Below are 23,796 nucleotides of genomic sequence, written 5' to 3'. Positions count from 1 at the left end.
CATGACACAAATTACCCATACCACCCTGCTGATTATCGGCGGCGGCCCCGGCGGTTATGTGGCGGCGATCCGCGCCGGGCAATTGGGCATTCCGACCATCCTGGTGGAAGGCCAGGCCCTGGGCGGCACCTGCCTGAATATCGGTTGCATCCCGTCCAAGGCCTTGATCCATGTGGCCGAACAATTCCAGCAAACCGTGCACCACAGCCAGGGTTCCCAGTTGGGCATCGAAGTGGATGTACCCAGCCTCGATATCCGCAAAAGCGTGGAGTGGAAGGACGGCATCGTCGACCGCCTGACCACCGGCGTCGCCGCGTTGCTCAAGAAACACAAGGTGCAAGTGATCCACGGCTGGGCCAAGGTGGTGGACGGCAAGACCGTCGATGTCGGCGAGCAACGCATCCAGTGCGAACACCTGCTGCTGGCCACGGGTTCGAAAAGCGTCAACCTGCCGATGCTGCCGATTGGCGGGCCGATCATTTCATCTACCGAAGCGTTGGCTCCCACCCAAGTGCCCAAGCGCCTGATTGTGGTGGGCGGCGGCTACATCGGCCTGGAACTGGGCACGGCCTACCGCAAGCTTGGCGCAGAAGTCAGCGTGGTCGAGGCGCAGGATCGCATCCTGCCCGCCTACGATGCCGAACTGACCCAACCGGTGGCCGACTCCCTCAAACAACTGGGGGTGAAGCTGTACCTCAAGCACAGTGTCACCGGGTTTGCCGACGGCCACCTGCAAGTGCGTGACCCCAATGGCGACACCTTGTCATTGGCCACCGACCAGGTGCTGGTCGCGGTGGGTCGCAAACCCAACACCCAGGGCTGGAACCTGGAAGCGCTGAACCTGGACATGAACGGTATGGCAATCCAGGTCGACAGCCGCTGTCAGACCAGCATGCGCAACGTGTGGGCCATCGGCGACCTGAGCGGCGAACCGATGCTGGCGCACCGGGCCATGGCCCAGGGCGAGATGGTCGCCGAACTGATCAGCGGCCTGCATCGCGAGTTCAACCCGGCGGCGATCCCGGCGGTGTGCTTTACCGACCCGGAAGTGGTGGTGGTCGGCAAGACCCCCGACGATGCCAAGGCGGCGGGGCTGGACTGCATCGTGTCGAGTTTCCCGTTCGCGGCCAATGGCCGGGCGATGACGCTGGAGTCGAAAACCGGCTTCGTGCGGGTGGTGGCGCGGCGTGACAACCACCTGATTGTCGGCTGGCAAGCAGTGGGCGTTGGCGTCTCGGAGCTGTCCACGGCCTTCGGCCTGAGCCTGGAAATGGGCGCGCGCCTGGAAGACGTGGCCGGCACCATCCATGCGCACCCGACCCTCGGCGAGGCTGTGCAGGAAGCGGCATTGCGGGCGCTGGGCCACGCGCTGCATCTGTAAGCCAGTCAGCTCCCACCTTTGGAATGCAATCAACGGTGGGAGCCAGGCTTGCCCGCGATAGCGGCGGATCAGCCAATACAGATGTCGGATGGTCCGCCCACCTGCTCCCACACGAGCCAAGAATGCAGTATTGTTGCGCCCATCCAGAAAAAAATCCGACTTGACCAGAGATAGAGGGTGTCATGGGTAACGAAAGCATCAATTGGGACAAGCTGGGTTTTGATTACATCAAGACCGACAAGCGGTTTCTCCAGACCTGGAAGAACGGCGAATGGCAAGCTGGCACCCTGACCGACGACAACGTGCTGCACATCAGCGAGGGCTCCACCGCCCTGCACTACGGTCAGCAGTGCTTCGAGGGCCTCAAGGCCTACCGCTGCAAGGACGGCTCGATCAACCTGTTCCGCCCGGACCAGAACGCCGCCCGCATGCAACGCAGCTGCGCGCGCCTGCTGATGCCGCATGTACCGACCGACGTATTCATCGACGCCTGCAAACAAGTGGTCAAGGCCAACGAGCGCTTCATCCCGCCCTACGGCAGCGGGGGTGCGCTGTACTTGCGCCCATTCGTGATCGGCACCGGTGACAACATCGGCGTGCGCACCGCGCCGGAGTTCATCTTCTCGGTGTTCTGCATCCCGGTCGGCGCCTACTTCAAGGGCGGCCTGGTGCCCCACAACTTCCAGATCTCCACCTTCGACCGCGCCGCGCCACAGGGCACCGGTGCAGCCAAGGTCGGTGGCAACTACGCCGCCAGCCTGATGCCAGGCTCGGAAGCGAAGAAATCCGGTTTCGCCGACGCGATCTACCTGGACCCGATGACCCACTCGAAAATCGAAGAAGTCGGTTCGGCCAACTTCTTCGGAATCACCCATGACAACAAGTTCATCACACCGAAGTCGCCTTCGGTGCTGCCAGGCATCACCCGCCTGTCGCTGATCGAACTGGCCCAGACCCGCCTGGGCCTGGAAGTGGTCGAGGGCGAAGTGTTCATCGACAAGCTGGACCAATTCAAGGAAGCCGGCGCCTGCGGAACGGCGGCGGTGATTTCGCCGATCGGCGGTATCCAGTACAACGGCAAACTGCACGTGTTCCACAGCGAAACCGAAGTCGGCCCGATCACCCAGAAGCTCTACAAAGAGCTGACCGGCGTGCAGACCGGTGACGTCGAAGCGCCAGCCGGCTGGATCGTAAAGGTCTAACCGCCTGTGGGAGGGGCTTGCCCCCGATAGCAGTGGCTCAGTCAATGAATCTGTCGACTGATACACCGCATCGGGGGCAAGCCCCCTCCCACATTTACTTTCCGGTGTTCTCAGGCATCGCACGAGAACAACGCCTTCTCCATCACCAACGTGCGCTCATTGCCGTGATCGACCTCACGTACCGTGCGAAACCCCAGCCTGGCGTAAAACGGCTCGGCCGTCAGCGAGGACGGTACACTCAGCGTTGTCACCCCCGCTTCCCCCGCGCGCAGTTCGATTTCACTCATCAGTAACCGGCCAATGCCCTGCCCTTGCCGCGTCGGGTTGACGAACACCGAGCGCACCACTTTGGCATCCAGTGCAGCGGTGCCGACGATCAACCGCCCCTGAACGGCCACTAGCACCACACGCCGCTTGAGCAGCTCGCGCACCGCGTCGGGCGTAAAGCTGCTGGCCACCCGCTCAATCACATCCGCCGGATAGTCCTGTGCGTTGCTGCCGTACAAAGCCGCCAGGATGACCTGGCTGATTCCCTCGGCATCGTCGGGTTGAGCGAGACGTACGACGGTAGACATATTTCCTCCTGGCCAACGGCGTCATAACCGACACCCCACTATCCACAACTCTCCCAGCCGATTCGGCTGCCCCACGCCCCTTTTCAGCTTTCCCCGCTGAGCGGCCCTGCTGTTTCAGCCGGGATTCATCCGGCACAACCCACACAATAGCTGCACAGTTCATCCCATGGATTTCGTGCCCCCATGCAAACCACCAACACCGTCCTGATGATTCGCCCGGCGCGCTTTGCCTTCAACCCGGACACCGCGGTCAACAACCGTTTCCAACGCCCACCCGCCGACCCCCTCAGCGCACAGCAGAAAGCGCTGGAGGAGTTCGATGAGTATGTCGACACTCTGCGCCGCCATGGCGTGGAAGTGCTAGTGGTACAGGACACGCCAGCGCCCCATACCCCCGATTCGATCTTCCCCAATAACTGGTGGAGCAGCCACGCCGACGGCAGCCTGGTGCTGTACCCGATGGAAGGCCAGAACCGACGACTGGAGCGCGATAAAGGGGTGCTGCAGGTCCTGGAACAACGCTTTGCGATCACCAGCACCATCGACCTGAGCCACCTGGAACGAGAGAACATCTTCCTCGAAGGCACCGGCAGCATGGTGCTCGACCGCCAGCACCGCATCAGCTATGCCTGCCACTCCGGGCGCACCCACCAAGATGCGCTGCGCCAGTTCGCCGAACGACTCGACTACCGGCTCTGCGTATTCCACGCCGTCGACCGCCATCACGCGCCGATCTATCACAGCAACGTGATGATGAGCGTCGGCCGTGACCTCTCGGTGGTGTGCTTACAAGCCCTGCCCGACGCCGCCGAGCGCCTGACCTTGGAGCGTTCACTGCGCGACACCGGCAAGGACATCGTCGCGTTGGACTTCGATCAATTGGAAGCCTTCGCCGGCAACATGCTCGAAGTGCACGACCGCGACGGCCAGCCGCTGCTGGTGATGTCCGCCAGCGCTTGGGGCGCCCTGCACCCGCAGCAACGCCGCCATGTGGAGCGCCACACGCGGCCGGTGGTGGTGAATATCGACAACATCGAACGCATCGGCGGCGGCAGTGCCCGCTGCATGCTGGCCGAAGTGCATCTGCCCGCCCGCCCCTCATTTCAATAAGGAGTCTTGCCATGACCCGCTATATCGACGTCAACGACCTCAGCTACCTGGTTTCGCAAAAAGGCTTGCAAACCTGCATCACCGAAATGGCCGAGTACATTCGCGCCGACTACCTGCGTTGGCAGGATTTCGAAAAATGCGCGCGCCTGGCCAACCATTCGCCGGAGGGCGTGATCGAACTGATGCCGGTCTCGGACGCGTCGCTGTATGCCTTCAAATACGTAAACGGCCACCCGAAAAACACCCTGGCCGGCATGCTTACCGTGATGGCCTTCGGTGCCCTGGGCGATGTGGACACTGGCAAGCCGGTGCTGCTGGCGGAAATGACCCTGACCACCGCGATCCGCACCGCAGCCACCTCCGCCCTGGTGGCGCGCTACCTGGCGCGGCAAAACAGCCGCAGCATGGCCTTGATCGGCAACGGCTCCCAGAGCGAATTCCAGGCGCTGGCCTTCCACGCCATGCTGGGCATCAATGAGATCCGCCTGTTCGACATCGACGCCAAGGCCACCGCCAAATTGGCCGCCAACCTCAAAGCCTTCCCGGCGATCAAGGTGATTCTGGCCGACAGCGTGGCGGCGGCGGTCAAAGGTGCGGACATCGTCACCACTGTGACCGCCGACAAGGCTTACGCGACGATCCTCACCGACGCGATGATCGAGCCGGGCATGCACCTCAACGCTGTCGGCGGCGACTGCCCAGGCAAGACCGAGCTGGACCGACGTATCGTCGAGCGTGCCCGGGTGATCGTGGAATACGAGCCGCAAAGCCGTATCGAAGGTGAAATCCAGCACATGCCCGCCGATTCGCCGGTGACCGAACTGTGGCAAGTGATCAACGGCCAACAACCTGGCCGCGAGAACGAGCGCCAGATCACCCTGTTCGATTCGGTAGGCTTTGCCATCGAAGATTACTCGGCCCTGCGCTACGTACTGGACGTGGCCCAAGCCCTGGACATCGGCAGCGAGCTGGAACTGGTGCCGGACCTGGCCGACCCGAAGAATCTGTTCGCGCGCCTGGCCCAACAGCCGGCCGCACAGCAGAAAAAGCGCGCCTGAAACCGCTCTGGCCTGCCCCTTTGCGCGAGGGGCAGGCGCACTTTTACACAGATAAAAGCCGATTCTGCGCGCGTCACAGCCGAATCCGCTGCATTGCAGGTTTTAACAGCGCAATTCGCGGTTTAGGCGTGGGGTAAACGACACAAAAAACGCACCATCATGACGCATTCTCTGTGTCGCCCGAATCGCCAGAAGTGACAGGTTCGCTGCATAAACAGAACAGAAATACGCTTCACTTTTTAACTGCCCTGACATCAATTACAAAATATAGGGACTGCACCATGACTCCATTGCGATCACTCTTCGCTGCGTTGCTGTTGCCACTGTGCGCCACCGCCGCTCACGCCCAGGAGTGGAAAGAAATCCGCTTCGGCGTGTTCCCTGAGTACCCACCCTTCGAATCCGTAGCCGCCGACGGCAGCCTGCAGGGATTCGATATCGAACTGGGCAATGCGATCTGCGCCAAGCTCGACGTCAAATGCACCTGGGTGCACAACGAGTTCGATGGCATGATCCCGGCGCTGCGCGCGCGTAAGTTCGACGCCATCATGTCGTCCATGGCCGTAACGCCGGCCCGCGAAAAAGTTATCGATTTCAGCGACCGTCTGTTCCTCAGCCCAACCTCGGTGATCACCCGCAAGAACGCCGATTTCGGCGATACGCCGGAATCGTTGAAAGGCAAGCAGGTCGGCGTGCTGCAAGGCTCGTTGCAGGAGGCCTATGCCCGTGCGCATCTGGCCAAGCTCGGCGCTCAGGTCAAGGCGTACCAGTCCCAGGACCAGAACTACGCCGACCTGCAAAACGGCCGCCTCGACGCCACCCTCACCGACAAACTCGAAGCCCAGCTGAACTTCCTGTCCAAGCCCGAAGGCGCCGACTTCAAGACCGGCCCGGCCTTCAAGGACCCTACCCTGCCCCTGGACATCGCCATGGGCCTGCGCAAGAACGATGCTGAGCTACGCGCTCTGATCAACAAGGGCATTGCCGCCATCCAGGCCGATGGCACCTATACGCAGATCCAAAAGAAGTACTTCGGCGATCAAGACATCTACCACGAATAAGCCCCTTCCCCGAAGGAGGACACTTGCGTGAGAGGGGGTTGCCCCCTCCCACACAAGCCCCCTGCCAACGGGGTATGTCTGCGCCCAATAGAGATCTTCCCATGAACGAATTCCTCAACCTGCAGGGCTACGGCCCGATGCTGGCCCAGGGGGCCTGGATGACGCTCAAGCTGGCGTTCCTGGCGCTGGCCCTGAGCCTGGCACTGGGGCTGATCGCCGCCGGCGCCAAGCTGTCCAGCGCCAAATGGCTGCGCGTACCGGCTACGCTCTACACCACGCTGATCCGCAGCGTGCCGGACCTGGTGCTGATCCTGCTGATCTTCTACAGCCTGCAACTGTGGCTCAACGACCTGACCGAAACCTTTGGCTGGGCGTACTTCGAAATCGACCCGTTTACCGCCGGGGTGGTCACCCTGGGGTTTATCTACGGCGCGTACTTCACCGAGAACTTCCGCGGCGCGATCCTCAGCGTGCCGGCCGGCCAACTGGAAGCGGCCACCGCCTACGGCTTGAGCCGCTGGCAGCGTTTCCACCTGGTGCTGTTTCCGCAATTGATGCGCTTTGCCCTGCCGGGCCTGGGCAATAACTGGCTGGTGCTGCTCAAGTCCACCGCGCTGGTATCGATCATCGGCCTGTCGGACCTGGTCAAGGCCGCCCAGAACGCCGGCAAGACCACCAACGAGCCGCTGTACTTCCTGATGCTTGCAGGCCTGGTGTACCTGGTGATCACCACCCTGTCCAACCGCATCTTCAAGCGCCTCGAACGGCGCTACAACCTCGGCATCAAGGGGATGGCGCGATGATCGAACTGTTCCAGCAATACGGCCTGGCCTATCTGTTCAGCGATGGCTCGGGATTGTCCGGTGTCGCCATGACCCTGTGGCTGTTCATTATCTCCATAGTCCTCGGTTTTTTTCTGTCGATCCCATTGGCCCTGGCTCGCGTGTCGGAACACGTCTGGCTGCGTTGGCCGGTAGAGGTCTACACCTACCTGTTTCGCGGCACACCGCTGTATATCCAACTGCTGATTTGCTACACCGGGCTGTACAGCCTGGAGGTGGTACAGGACAACGCCCTGCTCAACCAGTTTTTCCGCAATGCGCTGAACTGCACCCTGCTGGCCTTCGTGTTGAATACCTGCGCCTACACCGTGGAAATTTTCGCAGGGGCTATCCGCAATATTCCCCACGGCGAAATCGAAGCGGCCCGCGCCTATGGCCTACACGGCTGGCGGCTGAACCTGTTTGTGGTGATCCCGGCAGCCCTGCGCCGCGCACTGCCGGCGTACAGCAATGAAATGATCTTGATGCTGCACGCCACGTCCCTGGCATTCACCGCCACGATTGCCGACATCCTCAAAGTGGCCCGCGACGCCAACGCCGAAACGTTCCTGACGTTCCAAGCCTTCGGCATCGCAGCCCTGCTCTACATGCTGCTGTCCTTTGCACTGGTGGGCCTGTTCCGACTGGCCGAACGTCGCTGGATGCGTTTTCTTGTACCTACCCGAGGCTAACCCATGAATCAGTCCGCGCAGGCCCTGGCTGCATACCCGATCGACGTACCCGCTGCCAACGCCGCAACAACCGCCATCAAGCTTCAGGTCGAAGGCATCCACAAGCGCTACGGCGACCACGAAGTGCTCAAGGGCGTGTCCCTCAATGCACGCAACGGCGATGTGATCAGCCTGATCGGCGCCAGCGGTTCCGGCAAAAGCACGATGCTGCGCTGCATCAACTTCCTCGAACAGCCCGACGCCGGGGTCATCACTCTGGACGGTATCAGCATCGAAATGCGTCAGGGCCGCGCCGGCACCCGCGCGCCCCATCAGGCGCAGTTGCAGAACCTGCGCACGCGGCTGGCCATGGTGTTCCAGCACTTCAACCTGTGGAGCCACATGACCGTGCTGGAGAACATCACCCTGGCGCCGCGCCGGTCCCTGGGCGTCAGCGCCGCCGAGGCGGAAAAACGTGCGCGGCTGTACTTGGACAAAGTCGGCCTGCCGGGCCGGGTGGCAGAGCAATACCCGGCGTTCCTGTCCGGCGGCCAGCAACAACGCGTGGCCATTGCGCGGGCGCTGGCGATGGAGCCGGAAATTATTCTGTTCGACGAACCGACGTCAGCGCTTGACCCTGAGCTTGTAGGAGAAGTCCTCAAAGTCATACAGACGTTGGCCGAGGAAGGTCGTACCATGCTGATGGTCACCCACGAAATGGGCTTTGCCCGCCAGGTGTCCAGCCAGGTGCTATTCCTGCACCAGGGCCGGGTCGAAGAGCAAGGCAGCGCCCAGATCCTCGACCATCCCAGCAGCGAGCGCTTGCAGCAATTTCTTTCCAACCGTTTGAAGTGAACCACCATGGAAACCAAGGCCAACGGACCCCATACCTCCCCTACCCTGGACCGCATCGACGAAGCGATCATCGACGTGCTGCGACACCAGGGCCGGATCACCTACGAAAAACTCTCGTCGCTGGTGCACCTGACCCCCAGACCCTGCCTGGAGCGAGTGCGCAAGCTGGAGCGACGTGGGGTGATCCGCGGGTATGGGGCGATCATCGATGTGCAGATGGTTTCGCCAGGGTTGTCGTTGCTGGTGCTGGTGGCCTTGTCCAACCAAAGCGGGCGCTCGGCGCAAAGGGCCTTCGAAGCCTGCATGAAGGCGTGCCCGCAGGTGTTCGAATGCCAACTGATCAGCGGGCCGTTCGACTACAGCTTGCGCATGCGCTGCCGGGATATGGAGCACTACCGGGTGGTGTCGGAACTATGGCTGAACAATGACGAATTGCATATCGACAAGCTGGTGGCGCATCCAGAACTGGCCGTGGTGAAAAACACCGCCATCGAACTGAGCTGAAATCCCCGCCACAAGACACCGGCGATCCAATGTGGGAGCGGGCAAGCCCCTCCCCTATTTTTTAACTGTGCCCGCTCAAGATTTTCTTGCCAGGCCGAGCGCCTATCATCCTCGCCTGACCATCCTTCTGCTTCCCCGTTCGCGCCTCGCTGATCAGGCCCGGGATCAGCTTGCCTTCGGGCAGGTTTTTCCAGAATCGACTGGGCAAGTGGCCTTCCATCACCTTGGGGTTCAACCGCGCCGGGTTGAAGATGTGGCTGTAGTAGGTCAGCCACATGGCGCTGTGGGGGTCTTCGACGTTCTGTGCCAGTTGCTGCCAGGCTTCGGGGCAATGGCGTTGATGAATCAATTGCTGGCCGTCGTAATACACGCCGTCCAGAGGTGTGGCGATCATCCAGCGATGGCGGCCCATGCGCCCGATAAAGTGCTGGCTGGCCGACTTCAGAATATCGTGGGCCGGTTCATGCCAGGCCACGTACTCCGGCAACTCCGGCCCGGCCTCTGGCGGCAGCGCGACAAAGCGCACGAACGCATGCAGGTGATGGGCTTCGCGGCTGACCTGCTTGATCCGCCGCTGCAACTCGCTGCCCAGTTTGTCGCCCGCCAGCATCGCGGTGCGGTCGCCGTGGCTGACGCGCCACAGCACTTCATACAACAGGCTCCAGCGTTGGTCGCCGTGGTAGCAGGCGGCCGACTCCAGCAGTTCGAGCAGTGCCTTGGGAATACGCGCCTGAAACGGCCCCAGCCCGGCAGGGATCGGCTCATCGGTGGCAAACAGGTCCGCCGCCTGGGCCTCGCCCCAACTTACCTGGCTGGGGTCGACCTGATGGCTGAGCAGCCAGCGCGCCTGTTCGCGCCAGGTGCCGAACAGGTTGTCGCATTCCAGGCTGATCATCCCCACAGCCCCATTTGCTGCGGTTGCGGCCGGTCGCGCAGTTGCTCGCGCAGCAACACACTGGTGCTGTCCGCCTGTTGCGGGTGGTAGTCGCTGGTGATGAAAAACGGCTTGGCCTTGGCCAGCACACAGCGCATGCGCGCCAGGTCTTCGAAGCGGATTTTGCGTTCGCGGCGCAGGTCCACCAGGCGCTGGGTGGTGCGCAGGCCGATGCCGGGAATGCGCGCGATCAACGTCGGTTCGGCTCGATTGAGGTCCAGGGGGAACACCTCGCGATGTTCAAGAGCCCAGGCCAGTTTGGGGTCGATATCCAGCGCCAGGTGACCGGGGCCTTCGAACAACTCGCCGGCACTGAAGCCGTAGCTGCGCAGCAGGAAGTCGGCCTGGTACAGGCGGTGTTCGCGCATCAACGGTGGCGCGGCCAGGGGTACGCTTTTTGGGCTGTTGGGAATGGGGCTGAACGCCGAGTAGTAGACGCGGCGCAGCTTGAAGTTACCGTACAACGCTTCGGCGCCATGCAGGATGGTGCTGTCGTCGGTGTCGTCGGCGCCGACGATCATCTGGGTGCTCTGCCCGGCCGGGGCGAAACGCGGCGCGCGAGGCTCGTTGAGGACCGTCTGCTCGCCGGTGAAGATGGTCTGCATGGCCTGCTTGATCGAGCCGATCTGCTTTTCCGGTGCCAGGGTTTGCAGGCTGGCATCGGTGGGCAGTTCGATGTTCACGCTCAGGCGATCGGCATAACGCCCGGCCTCGGCAATCAACGCCGGGTCGGCTTCGGGGATGGTCTTGAGGTGGATATACCCGCGAAAGTCATGCTCTTCGCGCAGCAGCTTCGCCACCCGGACAAGCTGCTCCATGGTGTAGTCGGCCGAACGGATAATGCCGGAGCTGAGGAAAAGCCCGCTGACGCAATTGCGCCGGTAGAAATCCAGGGTCAGGGTGACCACTTCTTCCGGGCTGAACCGCGCACGGGGCACGTCGCTGGAGCGGCGGTTGACGCAGTACTGGCAGTCGTAAAGGCAGAAGTTGGTGAGCAGCACCTTGAGCAGTGACACACAGCGCCCGTCAGGCGTATAGCTGTGGCAGATGCCCATGCCATCGGTGGAGCCCAGCCCCGCCTTGCCCTCGGAACTGCGCTTGGGCGCGCCGCTGCTGGCGCAGGACGCGTCGTACTTGGCGGCGTCGGCGAGGATGCTGAGTTTTTCGATCAACTGCATGGCGGGCTACCGATACTGGTTTTTTGTACAGTATCAGTGGTAACCCTTTGTCACAAGTACCGCCCGTAGGGGCGAGCTTGGGCGAAAGCACACTGCCTCGCCCTTCCGCCCCGCCTACCGGCGCGAACTCAGCTTGCGGTGGCCAGCAGCAATTCCTCGATTGACCGCCCTTGGCTGCGCCCACGGTCCAGGGCATACAGCGACGCCGCAATCTCATCGGCGCGGATCGGCAGCACCGACAGCAAGGTGTCGCTCAACCCATGGCTGGCCTGGCTGAAGCCCTGGATATAAATGCCCGCGTTGCAGCGCTCGTCGGTGACGATGCGGTAGTCGCGGCTCACTTCGAAATCGCCCATGTAGGTTTCCAGAGGGGCGAGCAGTTCGCGGTGCATCTGGCGCTCATAACCGGTGGCGAGGATGACCGCGTCGTAGTGATGCACGGTCGTTTCACCCGTGGCGTTGTTGCGCAGAGCCAGTTCGATGCCCAGCGCGCCGGGAGTGACCTTCTCCACCACGGTCATGGTGCGGAACGCCTGGCGCGCGATGCCGGAGACTTTCTGGCGATAGAAAATGCCGTAGATGCGCTCGATCAGGTCCAGGTCCACCACCGAATAGTTGGTGTTCTGATACTCCGCCACCAACCGCTCTCGCTCGGCGCCGACTTGCTGGAACACCAGGTCGGTGAACGCCGGCGAGAACACTTCGTTGACGAACGGGCTGTCATCGGCCGGCTTGAGCGCCGAACCGCGCAGGATCATGTCCACCTGCACCGAGGGGAAGCTGTCGTTGAGGTCGATAAAGGCTTCGGCCGCGCTCTGGCCGCCGCCGATGATCGCGATGCGCATCGGCTTGCCCTCAACACACGGCTGGTTGGCCATGCGCTCCAGGTACTGGGAGTGGTGGAACACGCGGTGGTCGTTCTTGAACGCCTTGAAGGTATCGGGAATGCGCGGCGTGCCGCCAGCGCTGACCACCACCGAACGGGTAGTGCGCACATGCTGCTCGCCCAGCGCATCGCGGGAGATCACCCGCAAAGCCTCGACCTGCTGCTGATGCAGGATCGGTTCGATGGCCAGCACTTCCTCGCCGTAGCGGGCCTGGCTCTGGAAGTGCCCGGCGACCCAGCGCAGGTAGTCGTTGAACTCCATGCGGCACGGATAGAAGGTGCCGAGGTTGATAAAGTCCACCAGACGGCCGTGGGCCTTGAGGTAGTTGACGAAGGAGTACGGGCTGGTGGGGTTGCGCAGGGTCACCAGGTCCTTGAGGAAGGAAATCTGCAATTCGCTCTGGGTCACCAGGGTATTGCCGTGCCAGCGATAGTCGGCCTGTTTGTCCAGAAACAGCACGTCCAGTTTGCCCTGCGCCTTCTCGCGCTCTTGCAGGGCGATGGCCAGTGCCAGGTTCGACGGGCCGAAACCGATGCCGATCAGGTCGTGAACCGCGGGCGAAGCAATTGCCTGTGTCATTCCAGTGTCCTCTGGATAAGCCCCGTGGCGGTGGGGCGGGAATACCTTCAAGACCTGCACAACAGGTCGTGTGTTGATAGGAAACGAGGACAGTGAAAAAAAATTTAAGCCGTCGACCCTCAGTGCGCATCCCACTCGCGCATCCGCACGCGGCAGTGTTTCATGGCATTGACGATGTTTTTTTCCACCAGAGCGCGGGAGATGCTCAGGCGTTCGGCGATTTGCAGATGGCTCAGGCCGTCCAGCTTGCGCAACAGGAAACTCTCGCGGCAGACCGCCGGCAGTTCGGCCAGAGCGCGCTCAAGCAGTTCCAGGCGCTGGGCCTGATCGTGGCTGGCGTGGGGCGTGCCGGCGGCGAAGCGCTCTTCGCTGTCCAACACCTCCAGCGGCTCGACCTGGCGCAAGGCATTGCGCCGATGGCCGTCGATCACAAGGTTCAACGCCGTGCGGTACAAAAAGGCGCGGGGTTGCTCGATGGGGGTATCGCTGGAACGTTCCAGTACCCGCACATAAGCGTCATGCACCACATCTTCGGCCACCTGACGGTTGCCCAGCTTGGCGTTCAGGAAACACACCAGCTCGCGATAGTAGTTTTCCAACACGACTCCCGACCATCTTGAAAAAACGCTGCAGGCGCGAGCGTTATCGGGCCTGCAGAAGGGTGCCATTCGATAATGGCAGTTTGGGTGGGTGCAATTTATAGTAATTCTCATCTACTTTTAAAGAAGACTTGTAACGCCAGCCGTTTTTTTATGCAAAAGAGCTGCAACGGCCTATGTAAGTGCTTAAATTCCAGCGCCCTTATCTCGTTTAACTGTCAGCTCTGCGCAACCGCGCCCTGAACTCTCCTGGCTGGAATCCATCCATGAAACGCCCCCGCCCCGCCCGACGCGCCTTGCTTGTTGTGGCGTGCCTGTTACCGCTGATCGCCGTCGCCGCGTGGCAGGTACTGCCCTCGGGCCGCGACGACCTGACCACCGTCACCGTGACCCGCGGCAATATCGAAAACAGCGTGACCGCCCTCGGTACCCTGCAACCGCGCCGCTATGTGGACGTGGGCGCCCAGGCGTCCGGGCAAATCCGCAAGATCCATGTCGAGGCGGGCGATCAGGTCAAGGAAGGCCAATTGCTGGTGGAAATCGACCCATCCACCCAACAGGCCAAGCTCGACGCCAGCCGCTACGCCATCGAAAACCTTAAGGCGCAATTGCAGGAACAGAAAGCCCAGCACGAGTTGGCGCGCCAGAAGTACCAACGCCAGCAGCGCCTGGCCAGCGGCAACGCCACCCGTGAAGAAGACGTACAAACCGCCAAGGCCGAGCTGAGCGCGACCCAGGCCCGGGTCGATATGTTCCAGGCCCAGATCCGCCAGGCCCAGGCCAGCCTGCGCAGCGATGAAGCGGAGCTTGGCTACACACGTATTTATGCGCCAATGAGCGGCACCGTGGTGGCGGTGGACGCCCGCGTCGGCCAGACCCTCAACGCTCAACAGCAGACGCCGCTGATCCTGCGCATTGCCAAGTTGTCGCCGATGACCGTATGGGCCGAGGTGTCGGAGGCCGATATCGGCCACGTCAAACCCGGCATGAGCGCCTATTTCACCACCCTGAGCGGCGGCAACCGGCGCTGGAGCAGCACTGTGCGCCAGATCCTGCCGATCCCGCCCAAGCCGTTGAACGAAACCCAGGGCAGCGGCAGCCCCACCAGTTCCAATAAAAGCGGCACCGGCCGCGTGGTGCTGTACACCGTGCTGCTGGACGTGGATAACACCGACAACGCACTGATGGCTGAGATGACCACTCAGGTGTTCTTCGTCGCCGGCCAGGCCAAGGACACCCTCACCGCCCCTGTCGCCGCCCTGCTCGGCAACGGCAACACCGAAAAACAGATCGCCCGCGTGGTGATGCCCAACGGCAGCATCGAACAGCGCGAGGTGCGCCTGGGCCTCAGCGACCGCTTGCGGGTGCAGGTGCTCGACGGTTTGAACGAAGGCGACCACCTGTTGATCGGCCCGGGCGACGGCCATGGGGGTTGAGGTGAGTACGCCGCTGATCGAACTCAGGCACATCCGCAAAACCTACGGCGGCGGCGACAGCCCTCAAGTTGACGTATTGCGCGGTATCGACCTGGCGATTCACGCCGGCGAATTCGTGGCGATTGTCGGCGCATCCGGCTCGGGCAAATCCACCTTGATGAATATCCTCGGTTGCCTCGACCGCCCCAGCAGTGGCGAGTACCTGTTTGCCGGGGAGAATGTCGCGCACCTGGACAGCGACGCCCTGGCCTGGCTGCGCCGTGAAGCGTTCGGTTTTGTGTTCCAGGGTTATCACCTGATCCCGTCCGGTTCGGCCCAGGAAAACGTAGAAATGCCGGCGATCTACGCCGGAATCAGCGCCGCCGAACGGCATGCACGGGCCAGCGCCCTGCTCACCCGCCTGGGCCTGGCCGAACGTACCGGTAACCGCCCGCATCAGCTCTCCGGCGGCCAGCAGCAGCGGGTGTCCATCGCTCGCGCGTTGATGAACGGCGGGCACATCATCCTCGCCGACGAACCCACCGGCGCCCTCGACAGCCACAGTGGCGCCGAGGTAATGAGCCTGCTCGACGAGCTGGCCAGCCAGGGCCATGTGGTGATCCTGATCACCCACGACCGCGAAGTCGCGGCGCGCGCCAACCGCATCATCGAGATTCGCGATGGCCTGATCATCAGCGATTCGGCATCCGCCCACGACACCGCGACCGCCGCTACCCCCGGCGCCCTGCAAGCGGTGGACCTGCGTCAGCGTCTGGCCGACGGCGCCGAACACAATGGCGCCTGGAAAGCCGAACTGGTGGACGCCGTCCAGGCGGCCTGGCGTGTGATGTGGATCAACCGCTTCCGCACCGCGCTGACGTTGCTCGGCATCATCATCGGTGTGGCGTCGGTGGTGGTGATGCTGGCCGTGGGCGAAGGCAGCAAGCGCCAGGTCATGGCGCAGATGGGTGCGTTCGGTTCAAACATCCTCTACCTCAGCGGCGCCTCACCCAACCCACGCACGCCGCTGGGCATCGTCAGTTTGGCCGACGTCGCAGCGCTGGCGGCGCTGCCTCAGGTGCAGCGCATCATGCCAGTCAACGGCAGCGAAGCCGGGGTGCGTTACGGCAACGTCGACTACATGGCGTACGTGGGAGGCAACGACACCAATTTCCCCGACATTTTCAACTGGCCGGTGGTCGAGGGCAGTTACTTCACGGCGGCCGACGAGCGCGCCGGGGCCACGGTGGCGGTGATCGGTCATCGGGTGCGCGAGAAGTTGTTCAAGGGCCTGGTCGACCCGATCGGCCAATACATCCTGATCGAGAACGTGCCGTTCCAGGTCATCGGCGTGCTGGCGGAAAAAGGCGCCAGCTCCGGCAATAAAGACAGCGACGACCGCATCGCCATTCCCTACACCGCCGCCAGCGTGCGCCTGTTCGGCAGCTACAACCCAGAGTACGTGGTGATCGCCGCCGCCGATGCACGCAAGGTGCATGAGGCCGAACAGGCCATCGACCAGTTGATGCAGCGCCTGCACCACGGCAAGCGCGACTACGAGCTGACCAACAACGCCGCGATGATCCAGGCCGAGGCGCGCACCCAGAACACCCTGTCGCTGATGCTCGGTTCGATTGCGGCGATTTCCCTGCTGGTGGGCGGTATCGGTGTGATGAACATCATGCTGATGACGGTGCGCGAGCGTACCCGCGAAATCGGTATCCGCATGGCCACCGGCGCACGCCAGCGCGACATCCTGCGCCAGTTCCTCACCGAGGCGGTGATGCTCTCGGTGGTCGGCGGCCTGTGCGGCATCGCTCTGGCCTTGCTGGTGGGCGGCGTGCTGACGCTGGCCAAGGTGGCAGTGCAGTTTTCCCTGGTGGCGGTGCTTGGCGCGTTTGGCTGTGCGTTGGTCACCGGCGTCGTATTCGGCTTTATGCCGGCCCGTAAAGCTGCCCGGCTCGATCCGGTTAAGGCATTGACCAGTGAATAAACCCTGTATCCCATCGCACCTGTGCGTGCTCAGCCTGTGCCTGCTGCTCAATGCCTGCGCCGGCCAACCGCCCAGCGTCGACAGCCGCATCGCGCCGCCGGCCGCCTGGCAGTACGCCGAACGCGAGGCCGCCCAGAACGTGAACACCCAGTGGTGGACACAGTTCGGCAGTGCGCCGCTCAATCGTTTGATCGGACAGGCGCGGCGCGACAGTTTCGATGTGGCCGCAGCGGTGGCGCGGGTGCGCCAGGCTCAGGCCAGCGCGGTGATTGCCGGCGCGCCGTTGCTGCCGGAGGTGAAGGCCAACCTCACCACCAGCCATCAGAAGCTGCTGCGCGGCCCCGGCGGCCCGGACCTCGACGCCAGCGATAGTGACGACACGGTCAACAACTTCGGCGCCAACCTGACCGCCAGCTACGAAGTGGATTTCTGGGGCGCTCGCGCTGCCGCCCGCGACAGCGCCCTGCACAGCCTGCGGGCCAGCGAATTCGACCAGGCCACCGTGGAACTGACCCTGCTCAGCAACGTCGCCGACCGCTATGCGCAAACCCTCGCCGCCGCGCAGCGCCGGCAGATCGCCGAGTTGAACCTGGCCAATGCGCGGGATGTGCTCGCCCTGGTGCAAACCCGCTATGACGCCGGCTCGGCCACCGCGTTGGAGTTGGCCCAACAGAAAAGCCTGGTGGCCGGCCAGCAGCGCCAGTTGCCATTGATCGCGCAACAGGCCGAAGAGTCGCGCATCACCCTCGCCGCCCTTCTCGGCCAACCCGTGCAGGCCCTGGACCTGGGCGCCGAGCCCTTCCAGAACCTGACCTGGCCCGTCATTGGCGCCGGCCTGCCCAGCCAATTGCTCAGCCGCCGCCCGGACATTGCCAAGGCCGAAGCCCAACTGGCGGCGGCGCAGGCGGACGTGACGGTGGCCCGCGCCGCCCTGCTGCCCGCCGTGACCCTCGGCGCCACCTTGGGCTCCGACGCCTACAAGGCCGTCGATGTGCTACGCAGCCCCTATTACACGTTGACCGCCGGGCTGGTGGCACCGATCTTCAACAACGGCCGTTTAAGCGCTGAACGGGACAAGGCCCGCGCGCGCCAGGACGAACTGCTACAAAGCTACCGCGGCGCAATCATCAACGGCTTTGCCGACGTGGAAAAAGCCCTCAGCAGCATCACCCGCCTCGACCAGCAGCGCCAATGGCAGGACGAAGAACTGCGCCAGGCGCAGACCGCATTCCAGATCGCCCAACAGCGCTACCAGGCTGGGGCCGCCGACTGGCTGACGGTGCTTGAAACCCAGCGCACCTTGTTCGCCGCTCAGGACCTGAACGTGCAACTGCGACTGTCACGCCTGCAAGCCAGCATCGCGCTCTACAAAGCGTTGGGTGGCGGCTGGACCTCTGAAATCCGATAAACAAAACTCCGCTTTCTTACACGAGCCGTCTTTTCACCCTACATTCTCAACCCCGAGGTCCTTGGTAAAAAAGCCGCTGTCATACAGCTGCCCTGGACCTCTCGATGACCGTCGTAAAACACTTGGCCTGCGGCTGCCTCTGGCTGCTGGCAGGCCTTGCCTTTGCCGAGCCGTTGATCAAACCGACCGCCATCGATTGGTTGCTGGACTGCCCCCTGCCCGCTAACGAACGCCTCGACCCCAACGTACTGGAACGCACCCAGTGCGGCACCGTATCGGTACCGCGTAACTACGCAGCGCCCCGCCAGGGCATCCTGCGCCTGACCGTCACCCGTGTTGGCGCCCGCGAGCCGTTGAGCCGTCAGGGCGTGATCTTCACCCAAGCCGGCGAACCGGCGCGCAAGAACAGCAGCGGCACCTTCGCCATTCAACTGGCCAGCCGCTGGAATACCCACACCACCCCGGCCTATCGCACGCTGCTCGATCGCTATGACGTGATCGAACTCAGCGCGCGCACTATCCGCCAGCCCAACGACGTCGAATACGCCGCCCGCGACATGGAATACGTACGCGCCCAACTCGGCGATGCCCAACTGCATTACCTGGGCAACGCCGAAGCCACGCGACTGGGCAATCGCTACAGCGCGCTGTTCCCCGAACGCGTGGCGCGCATGGTGCTGGTCAACGCCGACCCCGACGACAGCGGCCCCCTGCAAGTCGAACAGCTGCGTCTCAAGGAGCCGGCAAAGGCGGATGCCGGCGCTTGCATCACCCGCTGGATCGGCGACTTTCTGGCCTACGGCAGGCAGCCGCCGCCCTTCACCCGCTGCCTGGATCTGGGCGATTGGCCATAGCACACTGTTTGCGACCCTTTGCCGCCGAAAGCGACCTCTCGCGTTGACGCTCCGGTCGGATCGTTATTAAGTGCTATTTATCCGCATTAATACGATAAATCGCACCCATGCTACGCATGAGCGGTGCTTCAGCGAACGGTAGCCGATCGAAGGGCTACCGCCGCACCTTCAGGATTTATTTCACGAAATCGCCCCAACTCAACATCTGCTCGCTGTCAATTTTGAGCATAAAGTCGGCACGCCGATCGCCATCCAGATCAATCTGCAATACTTCCTGACGGGCATTTTCGTCGTACGTCAGCATGACTTGCCGCCCTTCACCGCTGAACTTGGAAACTAATTCGACCGGTTTTTGCGCAATGTCGCGCCGTGGCCTTGTGGAATTTAAGCCGTTCCGCAATTCCTCGATCGGAGAATAGTTACTTTCATCGATATAAGTACTCTCGGGCCCGGTCGCACGGAGATTGGAAATATCGATCTTGTCCCTACCCGACACAAAGTCCGTGATTCGATCAGGCGCCTGCGGTGTCGATTGCTCAGGGGTTAAAAAGACGTAAGTGTTCTTACCACCACCACCGGACAATTCGTTCTGTGCCGCGTTGCCAATCAATATGTCGTCGCCGGCTCCGCCTTTAGCGTTTTCTATTGTGGTGCCTTTGGCGATGAACACATTTTTTCGCATCCCTCCAATATCCGAGGGTGTACCTTCATTGAGATTGATGACCTGGTTTTGGCTAAAGCCGGAAAAATCCAGGGTGTCCGTGCCACCACCGTCCCACACCGTGAATACTGGTGCGTCAGCGTTCGAGTGCAGGTGATAGGCCTCGCGGTCGGCATTGGAATTAAACCCATAGGTGGTATCGCCCGTACGGGTTTGATGATTGACCCCGTATAGTTTTTGCATCGCCGCGATGTCATCGACCATCGGCGTTGAAGGCGAATGGTGCATGCCGTTTTTGTGAAATGATTGCCCGGAGTGGTGTTCGCTCCAATAGCTCATAACGCTGTGTCCGCCGGTGTCCTCCGCGTATGTGGCCGTGTTGTAACTCGCACCAGCGGGATGGCTTCTGAACGGATGCCCTAGCCCAAGGGCGTGCCCGACCTCGTGGGCAAGGGTTTTGTGGCCTTCGTTGTTGTGGCTCGGTGCGGTATGAGCGTCTTCCGTGCCGTTGAGCCAAACCTCGGCGACCGGCACGTTTATTTGAGCGCGGGGACGTGATGCCATGAATTGGCGGGCTCCTTCGGAAGGTGGAAGGCTCGCGAACGCGTTGCGACCTTGGGGGTCCAGGGCGAAGTTGCCGAAACTGATGTTGCCATCCTCCTGCGTCCCCGGGCTGGCCTGGGTGAAACTCAGATTGGCGACATCCGACCAGTGCTCCATGGCCCTGAGTGCCGATTCCTTTTGCGCTTGATTGAATTCGCTGAACTGCGTGAGCCCCAGCTGGCGGAATGACTGCCCCGCCGTTGTCAGAAAACGATAGGCGATGTCCGTTTTTCCATCACCGTTAAGATCAGGCCAACGCAAATTGTCACGGGTTATCTCATCGGCCGCCTGCTGGATGCTGTAGGAAGGCTTGCCATTGATCTCGCGCCCGCCGCCGCGTTGATCGGCGTGCAGTACGCGATCCAACTGAGTGACGGTCGCGCTGGCATAGGGTGAAATGGTAATTGTGGGTGAGTTCGTCATAGCGTGTCTCCGAGGCTCTCAATCAGTGAGATGACAAAATAACGGGGGAGGTATTCCCACCGTCGCCGTCGACTCTAGGTCTGCCAACAGCGGGTTGGCAGGCGCTTTTCCTGAGTGACACCCCATACATTTCCGTCCGGCGTGTATCCCGATTCCCCCATCCTATGGCATCCCCTCTACAATGCCTCCCATTCATTCGCGGGGGCTTCATGGACATCGAACTGGCACGCACCTTCCTCGAAATCACACGCTGCGGCAGCCTGGCCGCGGCGGCAGAGAAACTGCACGTTACCCAGACCGCCATCACCGCCCGCGTGAAAAACCTGGAGAACCAGCTGGGCTGCACGCTGTTCGTGCGCAACCGGGCCGGGGCACGACTGACCGCCGATGGCGAGGCGTTTGTGGTGTACGCCAATCAATTGCTGCAAACCTGGGAAGCCGCGCGCCGCGACCTGCCGTTGCCCGATGGCTATCGCAATGTGCTGCATATCGGCGGCGAGGTGAGCCTGTGCAACCCGCTGATGCTCGGCTGGGCCCAAGCCCTGCGCGAACACATCCCCGGTCATGCCCTGCGTACGGAAATCCGCGAGGGCGACTATCTGTTGCGTCAACTGGAACTGGGCGTGCTCGACGCCGCGCTGGTGTTCCAGCCGCACTACTGGCCGGGGTTGCAGGTGGAGCAGGTGTTGGAGGAAAAACTGATCCTGGTGCAATTGGCGAGCAAGCCCGAGCCCTACGTCTATATCGATTGGGGCCCGGGGTTTCGCCAGCAGCATGACGCCGCCCTGCCCGACCGGGCCCGCGCCGCCGTGAGTTTCAACCTCGGCCCGCTGGCACTGCAATACATCCTGGAGAACGGCGGCGCCGGGTACTTCCGCACGCGAGTGGTGCAAAGCTACCTGGACAGCGGCGTGATGCGGCGCGTAGCCAAAGCGCCCGAATTCAGCTTTCCGACGTACCTGGTGTACGCACGGGCGCGGGATTCGGCGGTGTTGCAACAGGCGCTGGAACTGTTGCGCGGGGTGGTCAAGGCCGAAGGGGATTGGTCACAGCGTTGGGATCCATTGAGTTAAGCCATCAGCCATTGCCGCAAAAAAGGGGGCAGCCTGTGCAGGCTGCCCCCTTTTTCACTGACGCGTCACGATCAATGCACGATGGTCTGGGTGCAGATATGCCCCAGGCTGACGTACTGCACATTGTCACCACCGACGCCTACCCCCGGAAACTCAGCCAGCTCGATGCGCCAGCCGCCCTGGTTGTAGGTGGTGTCCCACTTGTACGGCACACCGGTGCTGCTGTCGTTGATGACCGTATGGTAATCGCCGAAGCAGCTGCCGATATTTGCCGTGGCCGAGGTCGCACCTGCGCTGTTGGTGGTGGCCGGGTAGTCGACCCAGCGGTAGTCGAAGTCGATGAAGTGGTTGTCCACGCGCAGCACCGGCGTGACACCCAGCAACGGCGCTCCGGTGGAGTCGGACCATTGCGTGCTCCAGTTCAAAACCCGCGCGGTTTGCGTGGCCAGTGGCATTTCCGATACCGGCACACGAACGATGTTGTCACCCTTCACATCGTGGTTATTGAGGCGCGGCGTGGAGCCCAGGCTCAGCTGGTACTGCTTGGTCGCATCCTGCGCCACGTTCGGGTTGGCCCGTACGCGCACTTTGACCGTGGTGCCCGGCGCTACGCTGGGGTAGGTCGACGTCGAACCCGCCGGCACCGTGACCCAATTGACCCCGTCGAAACGGTCGAAGATCCACTGGTTGCGACTGCCGGTTTCATCACCGGCCAGGTACATACTCACGCTCTGGCCGCGCACGGCCTTGAAGTCGAAGTAATCGACATCGTTGGCGTTGTCGAGGTTACCGCTGACTTTGTTCATCGAGTCCGGCAGCACGAAGGCGGTTTGCGGCGTGTCGTTGGGTTCGTAGGCATCGATATTGGTGTCTACGGCAACGCCAAAGCTGAACTGCCCGTTGCTGGCGGCGTTGGCCACCATGTACCAGTAATAATCCCCCGCCGGCAGCACGCCATTGAGGTATTCATCGGCGTTGCCGGCGGCATCCGAAGAGCCGACCAGGCTCAGGTTGCCCTGGCCGTCGTCGAGGAACAGGTTCAGCGACATGTCGGTGCCGGCGCTCTGGTTGACCAGTTGCACTTGGATGCGCGCATTCTGCGGCAGGTTGAAGTGGTAGGCGAACTCGTTGCCGGTCTGCACCCCGTCCACGCTGTAGAGCGTGTTGATATCCAGCGTGGGGAACAACGGCTCGAACGCAGCAATGGCAGCGGCGCTCAATTGGGCCTGCGCCGGTTTTTTCAGTTCACCGACCACGGTGTCGAACGGTGCGGTTTTCACCGCCTGGGTCAGCGCCTTGGACTGGCCGGTCTTGGCGGCCTTGAGTTTTTGCTTGAGCGAGGCCGAAACCTTCGCCCCATCCAACTTGCCGCCGGGCTTGAGCGCCTTGTCGACCGCCTGCCGGACGGCCTGGGCACTGAGTTTCTGAGGGGTTTGCTCCGCCAGCGCAAAGGCCGAAACAAAGCAGGAGGCGGCCATGGCCGCGCCGAGCATAAAGGCTTTTTTCGATTTCATTTTTTATCCATCCATAGTTAAAAACTGAAGGTCAGGTGACATCCGGTCACCTGGGATGGACTGTAGGACTTTACTGTATAGATGTACAGTATTTTTTGAAAAAAATGTGGGAGACTTCAGATTTCAATGCCGCCCCATCTACGCCAGACAGCCCCGATGATCAACGCGAGAGCCCAAATGTGACACAGGCGATAGGGCCATAGAGCCCAGCGTTTGAGAGCTAACGGAACGCAGCCCAACTCAGCCTCGGTCACAAGTCCTTCTTTCACATGGCACTTTGGCATTGAGAGGATATCGATCATCAAACCCATGCGATGAAATCTGGCGAGTCTCTGGTTACGCCCCCATTTACGTTTGTGTTCAAGAACCATTTTGTTCTTACTGAAATAACTCTCCAGCTCTTCCAGCTTTCTATGTTCGGCAAATAACATCAGTCC

At 62.0% G+C, this 23,796-nt stretch carries 21 protein-coding genes and 1 pseudogene; 14 read left to right on the top strand and 8 right to left on the bottom strand.

What is annotated here, in order from left to right; all coding sequences use genetic code 11:
- Position 1: 1 nt before the first annotated feature.
- The gene (gene lpdA / locus ACFZPT_RS25680) at positions 2-1,381 is read left to right on the top strand and encodes a dihydrolipoyl dehydrogenase (protein ID WP_034111001.1); all 1,380 of its coding nucleotides are present in this window, start codon (positions 2-4) and stop codon (positions 1,379-1,381) included.
- A gap of 182 nt (positions 1,382-1,563) precedes the next feature.
- Positions 1,564-2,583: a branched-chain amino acid aminotransferase gene (locus tag ACFZPT_RS25675; protein WP_034098950.1), complete on the top strand. Its 1,020-nt coding sequence runs from the start codon at positions 1,564-1,566 to the stop codon at positions 2,581-2,583.
- Between the two features lie 122 nt (positions 2,584-2,705).
- Here ACFZPT_RS25675 and ACFZPT_RS25670 read toward each other — a convergent pair.
- Positions 2,706-3,158: pseudogene (locus ACFZPT_RS25670) on the bottom strand (GNAT family N-acetyltransferase); the annotation flags it as partial.
- Positions 3,159-3,341: 183 nt separating this feature from the next.
- Between ACFZPT_RS25670 and ctlX the strand changes: the two are divergent.
- From ctlX to ACFZPT_RS25635, 7 genes are all read left to right on the top strand, one after another.
- Entirely contained in the window at positions 3,342-4,268 is a 927-nt protein-coding gene (gene ctlX / locus ACFZPT_RS25665; protein ID WP_034098952.1) for a citrulline utilization hydrolase CtlX, read from the top strand.
- Positions 4,269-4,279: 11 nt separating this feature from the next.
- A complete protein-coding gene (locus ACFZPT_RS25660; protein WP_034098953.1) occupies positions 4,280-5,326 on the top strand; it encodes an ornithine cyclodeaminase in 1,047 nt (348 codons plus the stop codon).
- A 281-nt stretch (positions 5,327-5,607) separates the two neighbouring features.
- Positions 5,608-6,387, top strand: coding sequence for an ABC transporter substrate-binding protein (locus ACFZPT_RS25655; RefSeq protein ID WP_034111005.1), 780 nt, complete (start codon positions 5,608-5,610; stop codon positions 6,385-6,387).
- A 101-nt stretch (positions 6,388-6,488) separates the two neighbouring features.
- Positions 6,489-7,190: an ABC transporter permease gene (locus ACFZPT_RS25650; protein ID WP_034111007.1), complete on the top strand. Its 702-nt coding sequence runs from the start codon at positions 6,489-6,491 to the stop codon at positions 7,188-7,190.
- The gene (locus ACFZPT_RS25645) at positions 7,187-7,900 is read left to right on the top strand and encodes an ABC transporter permease (RefSeq protein WP_034111008.1); all 714 of its coding nucleotides are present in this window, start codon (positions 7,187-7,189) and stop codon (positions 7,898-7,900) included. The genes ACFZPT_RS25650 and ACFZPT_RS25645 overlap by 4 nt, the downstream gene beginning before the upstream one ends.
- A 3-nt stretch (positions 7,901-7,903) precedes the next feature.
- Complete coding sequence (locus ACFZPT_RS25640; RefSeq protein WP_198712397.1) at positions 7,904-8,734, top strand: ABC transporter ATP-binding protein; 831 nt, start codon at positions 7,904-7,906, stop codon at positions 8,732-8,734.
- Positions 8,735-8,740: 6 nt separating this feature from the next.
- Positions 8,741-9,238 (top strand): Lrp/AsnC family transcriptional regulator, encoded by a 498-nt coding sequence (locus tag ACFZPT_RS25635; protein WP_034098959.1) that lies wholly within the window; start codon positions 8,741-8,743, stop codon positions 9,236-9,238.
- Positions 9,239-9,299: 61 nt separating this feature from the next.
- On the opposite strand, the gene ACFZPT_RS25630 is transcribed toward ACFZPT_RS25635, so the two are convergent.
- The 4 genes from ACFZPT_RS25630 to ACFZPT_RS25615 all read right to left on the bottom strand — a co-directional run bounded on the left by ACFZPT_RS25630 (position 9,300) and on the right by ACFZPT_RS25615 (position 13,418).
- A complete protein-coding gene (locus ACFZPT_RS25630) occupies positions 9,300-10,133 on the bottom strand; it encodes a TIGR03915 family putative DNA repair protein (RefSeq protein ID WP_034098961.1) in 834 nt (277 codons plus the stop codon).
- Positions 10,130-11,350 carry a putative DNA modification/repair radical SAM protein gene (locus ACFZPT_RS25625; RefSeq protein ID WP_034111009.1) on the bottom strand — a complete coding sequence of 407 codons (1,221 nt, stop codon included), beginning with the start codon at positions 11,348-11,350 and terminating at the stop codon, positions 10,130-10,132. Before ACFZPT_RS25625 ends, ACFZPT_RS25630 begins: the two co-directional genes overlap by 4 nt.
- Positions 11,351-11,478: 128 nt before the next feature.
- On the bottom strand, positions 11,479-12,816 hold the full coding sequence (locus ACFZPT_RS25620; protein ID WP_034111010.1) for a lysine N(6)-hydroxylase/L-ornithine N(5)-oxygenase family protein: 1,338 nt from the start codon (positions 12,814-12,816) through the stop codon (positions 11,479-11,481).
- Between the two features lie 119 nt (positions 12,817-12,935).
- Positions 12,936-13,418, bottom strand: a complete 483-nt coding sequence (locus ACFZPT_RS25615; RefSeq protein WP_034098965.1) for a sigma-70 family RNA polymerase sigma factor — start codon at positions 13,416-13,418, stop codon at positions 12,936-12,938.
- A 263-nt stretch (positions 13,419-13,681) separates the two neighbouring features.
- Here ACFZPT_RS25615 and ACFZPT_RS25610 point away from each other — a divergent pair, with 263 nt between their 5' ends.
- The 4 genes from ACFZPT_RS25610 to ACFZPT_RS25595 all read left to right on the top strand — a co-directional run bounded on the left by ACFZPT_RS25610 (position 13,682) and on the right by ACFZPT_RS25595 (position 19,085).
- Positions 13,682-14,851 carry an efflux RND transporter periplasmic adaptor subunit gene (locus tag ACFZPT_RS25610; protein WP_034111011.1) on the top strand — a complete coding sequence of 390 codons (1,170 nt, stop codon included), beginning with the start codon at positions 13,682-13,684 and terminating at the stop codon, positions 14,849-14,851.
- Positions 14,841-16,823, top strand: a complete 1,983-nt coding sequence (locus ACFZPT_RS25605) for a MacB family efflux pump subunit (RefSeq protein ID WP_143506424.1) — start codon at positions 14,841-14,843, stop codon at positions 16,821-16,823. The genes ACFZPT_RS25610 and ACFZPT_RS25605 overlap by 11 nt, the downstream gene beginning before the upstream one ends.
- Positions 16,816-18,231 (top strand): efflux transporter outer membrane subunit, encoded by a 1,416-nt coding sequence (locus ACFZPT_RS25600; protein ID WP_034111012.1) that lies wholly within the window; start codon positions 16,816-16,818, stop codon positions 18,229-18,231. The genes ACFZPT_RS25605 and ACFZPT_RS25600 overlap by 8 nt, the downstream gene beginning before the upstream one ends.
- Before the next feature lie 104 nt (positions 18,232-18,335).
- Positions 18,336-19,085, top strand: a complete 750-nt coding sequence (locus ACFZPT_RS25595; RefSeq protein WP_034111014.1) for an alpha/beta fold hydrolase — start codon at positions 18,336-18,338, stop codon at positions 19,083-19,085.
- Positions 19,086-19,260: 175 nt separating this feature from the next.
- On the opposite strand, the gene ACFZPT_RS25590 is transcribed toward ACFZPT_RS25595, so the two are convergent.
- Positions 19,261-20,772 carry a M10 family metallopeptidase C-terminal domain-containing protein gene (locus tag ACFZPT_RS25590; RefSeq protein ID WP_052229496.1) on the bottom strand — a complete coding sequence of 504 codons (1,512 nt, stop codon included), beginning with the start codon at positions 20,770-20,772 and terminating at the stop codon, positions 19,261-19,263.
- Between the two features lie 209 nt (positions 20,773-20,981).
- Between ACFZPT_RS25590 and ACFZPT_RS25585 the strand changes: the two genes are divergently transcribed.
- Entirely contained in the window at positions 20,982-21,845 is an 864-nt protein-coding gene (locus ACFZPT_RS25585) for a LysR family transcriptional regulator (protein ID WP_034111016.1), read from the top strand.
- Positions 21,846-21,916: 71 nt separating this feature from the next.
- On the opposite strand, the gene ACFZPT_RS25580 is transcribed toward ACFZPT_RS25585, so the two are convergent.
- Both ACFZPT_RS25580 and ACFZPT_RS25575 read right to left on the bottom strand, forming a co-directional pair.
- A complete protein-coding gene (locus ACFZPT_RS25580; RefSeq protein WP_034098972.1) occupies positions 21,917-23,359 on the bottom strand; it encodes a hypothetical protein in 1,443 nt (480 codons plus the stop codon).
- Between the two features lie 116 nt (positions 23,360-23,475).
- Positions 23,476-23,796 (bottom strand): hypothetical protein (locus ACFZPT_RS25575; RefSeq protein WP_379555927.1); only part of this gene is annotated, 321 nt, incomplete at its 5' end.

Source organism: Pseudomonas sp. MD330_10, from assembly GCF_042610415.1.
GTDB lineage: Bacteria > Pseudomonadota > Gammaproteobacteria > Pseudomonadales > Pseudomonadaceae > Aquipseudomonas > Aquipseudomonas rhodesiae.
The sequence above is the reverse complement of the archived record's forward strand: the minus strand, read 5'-3'. Positions and strand labels throughout refer to the sequence as shown.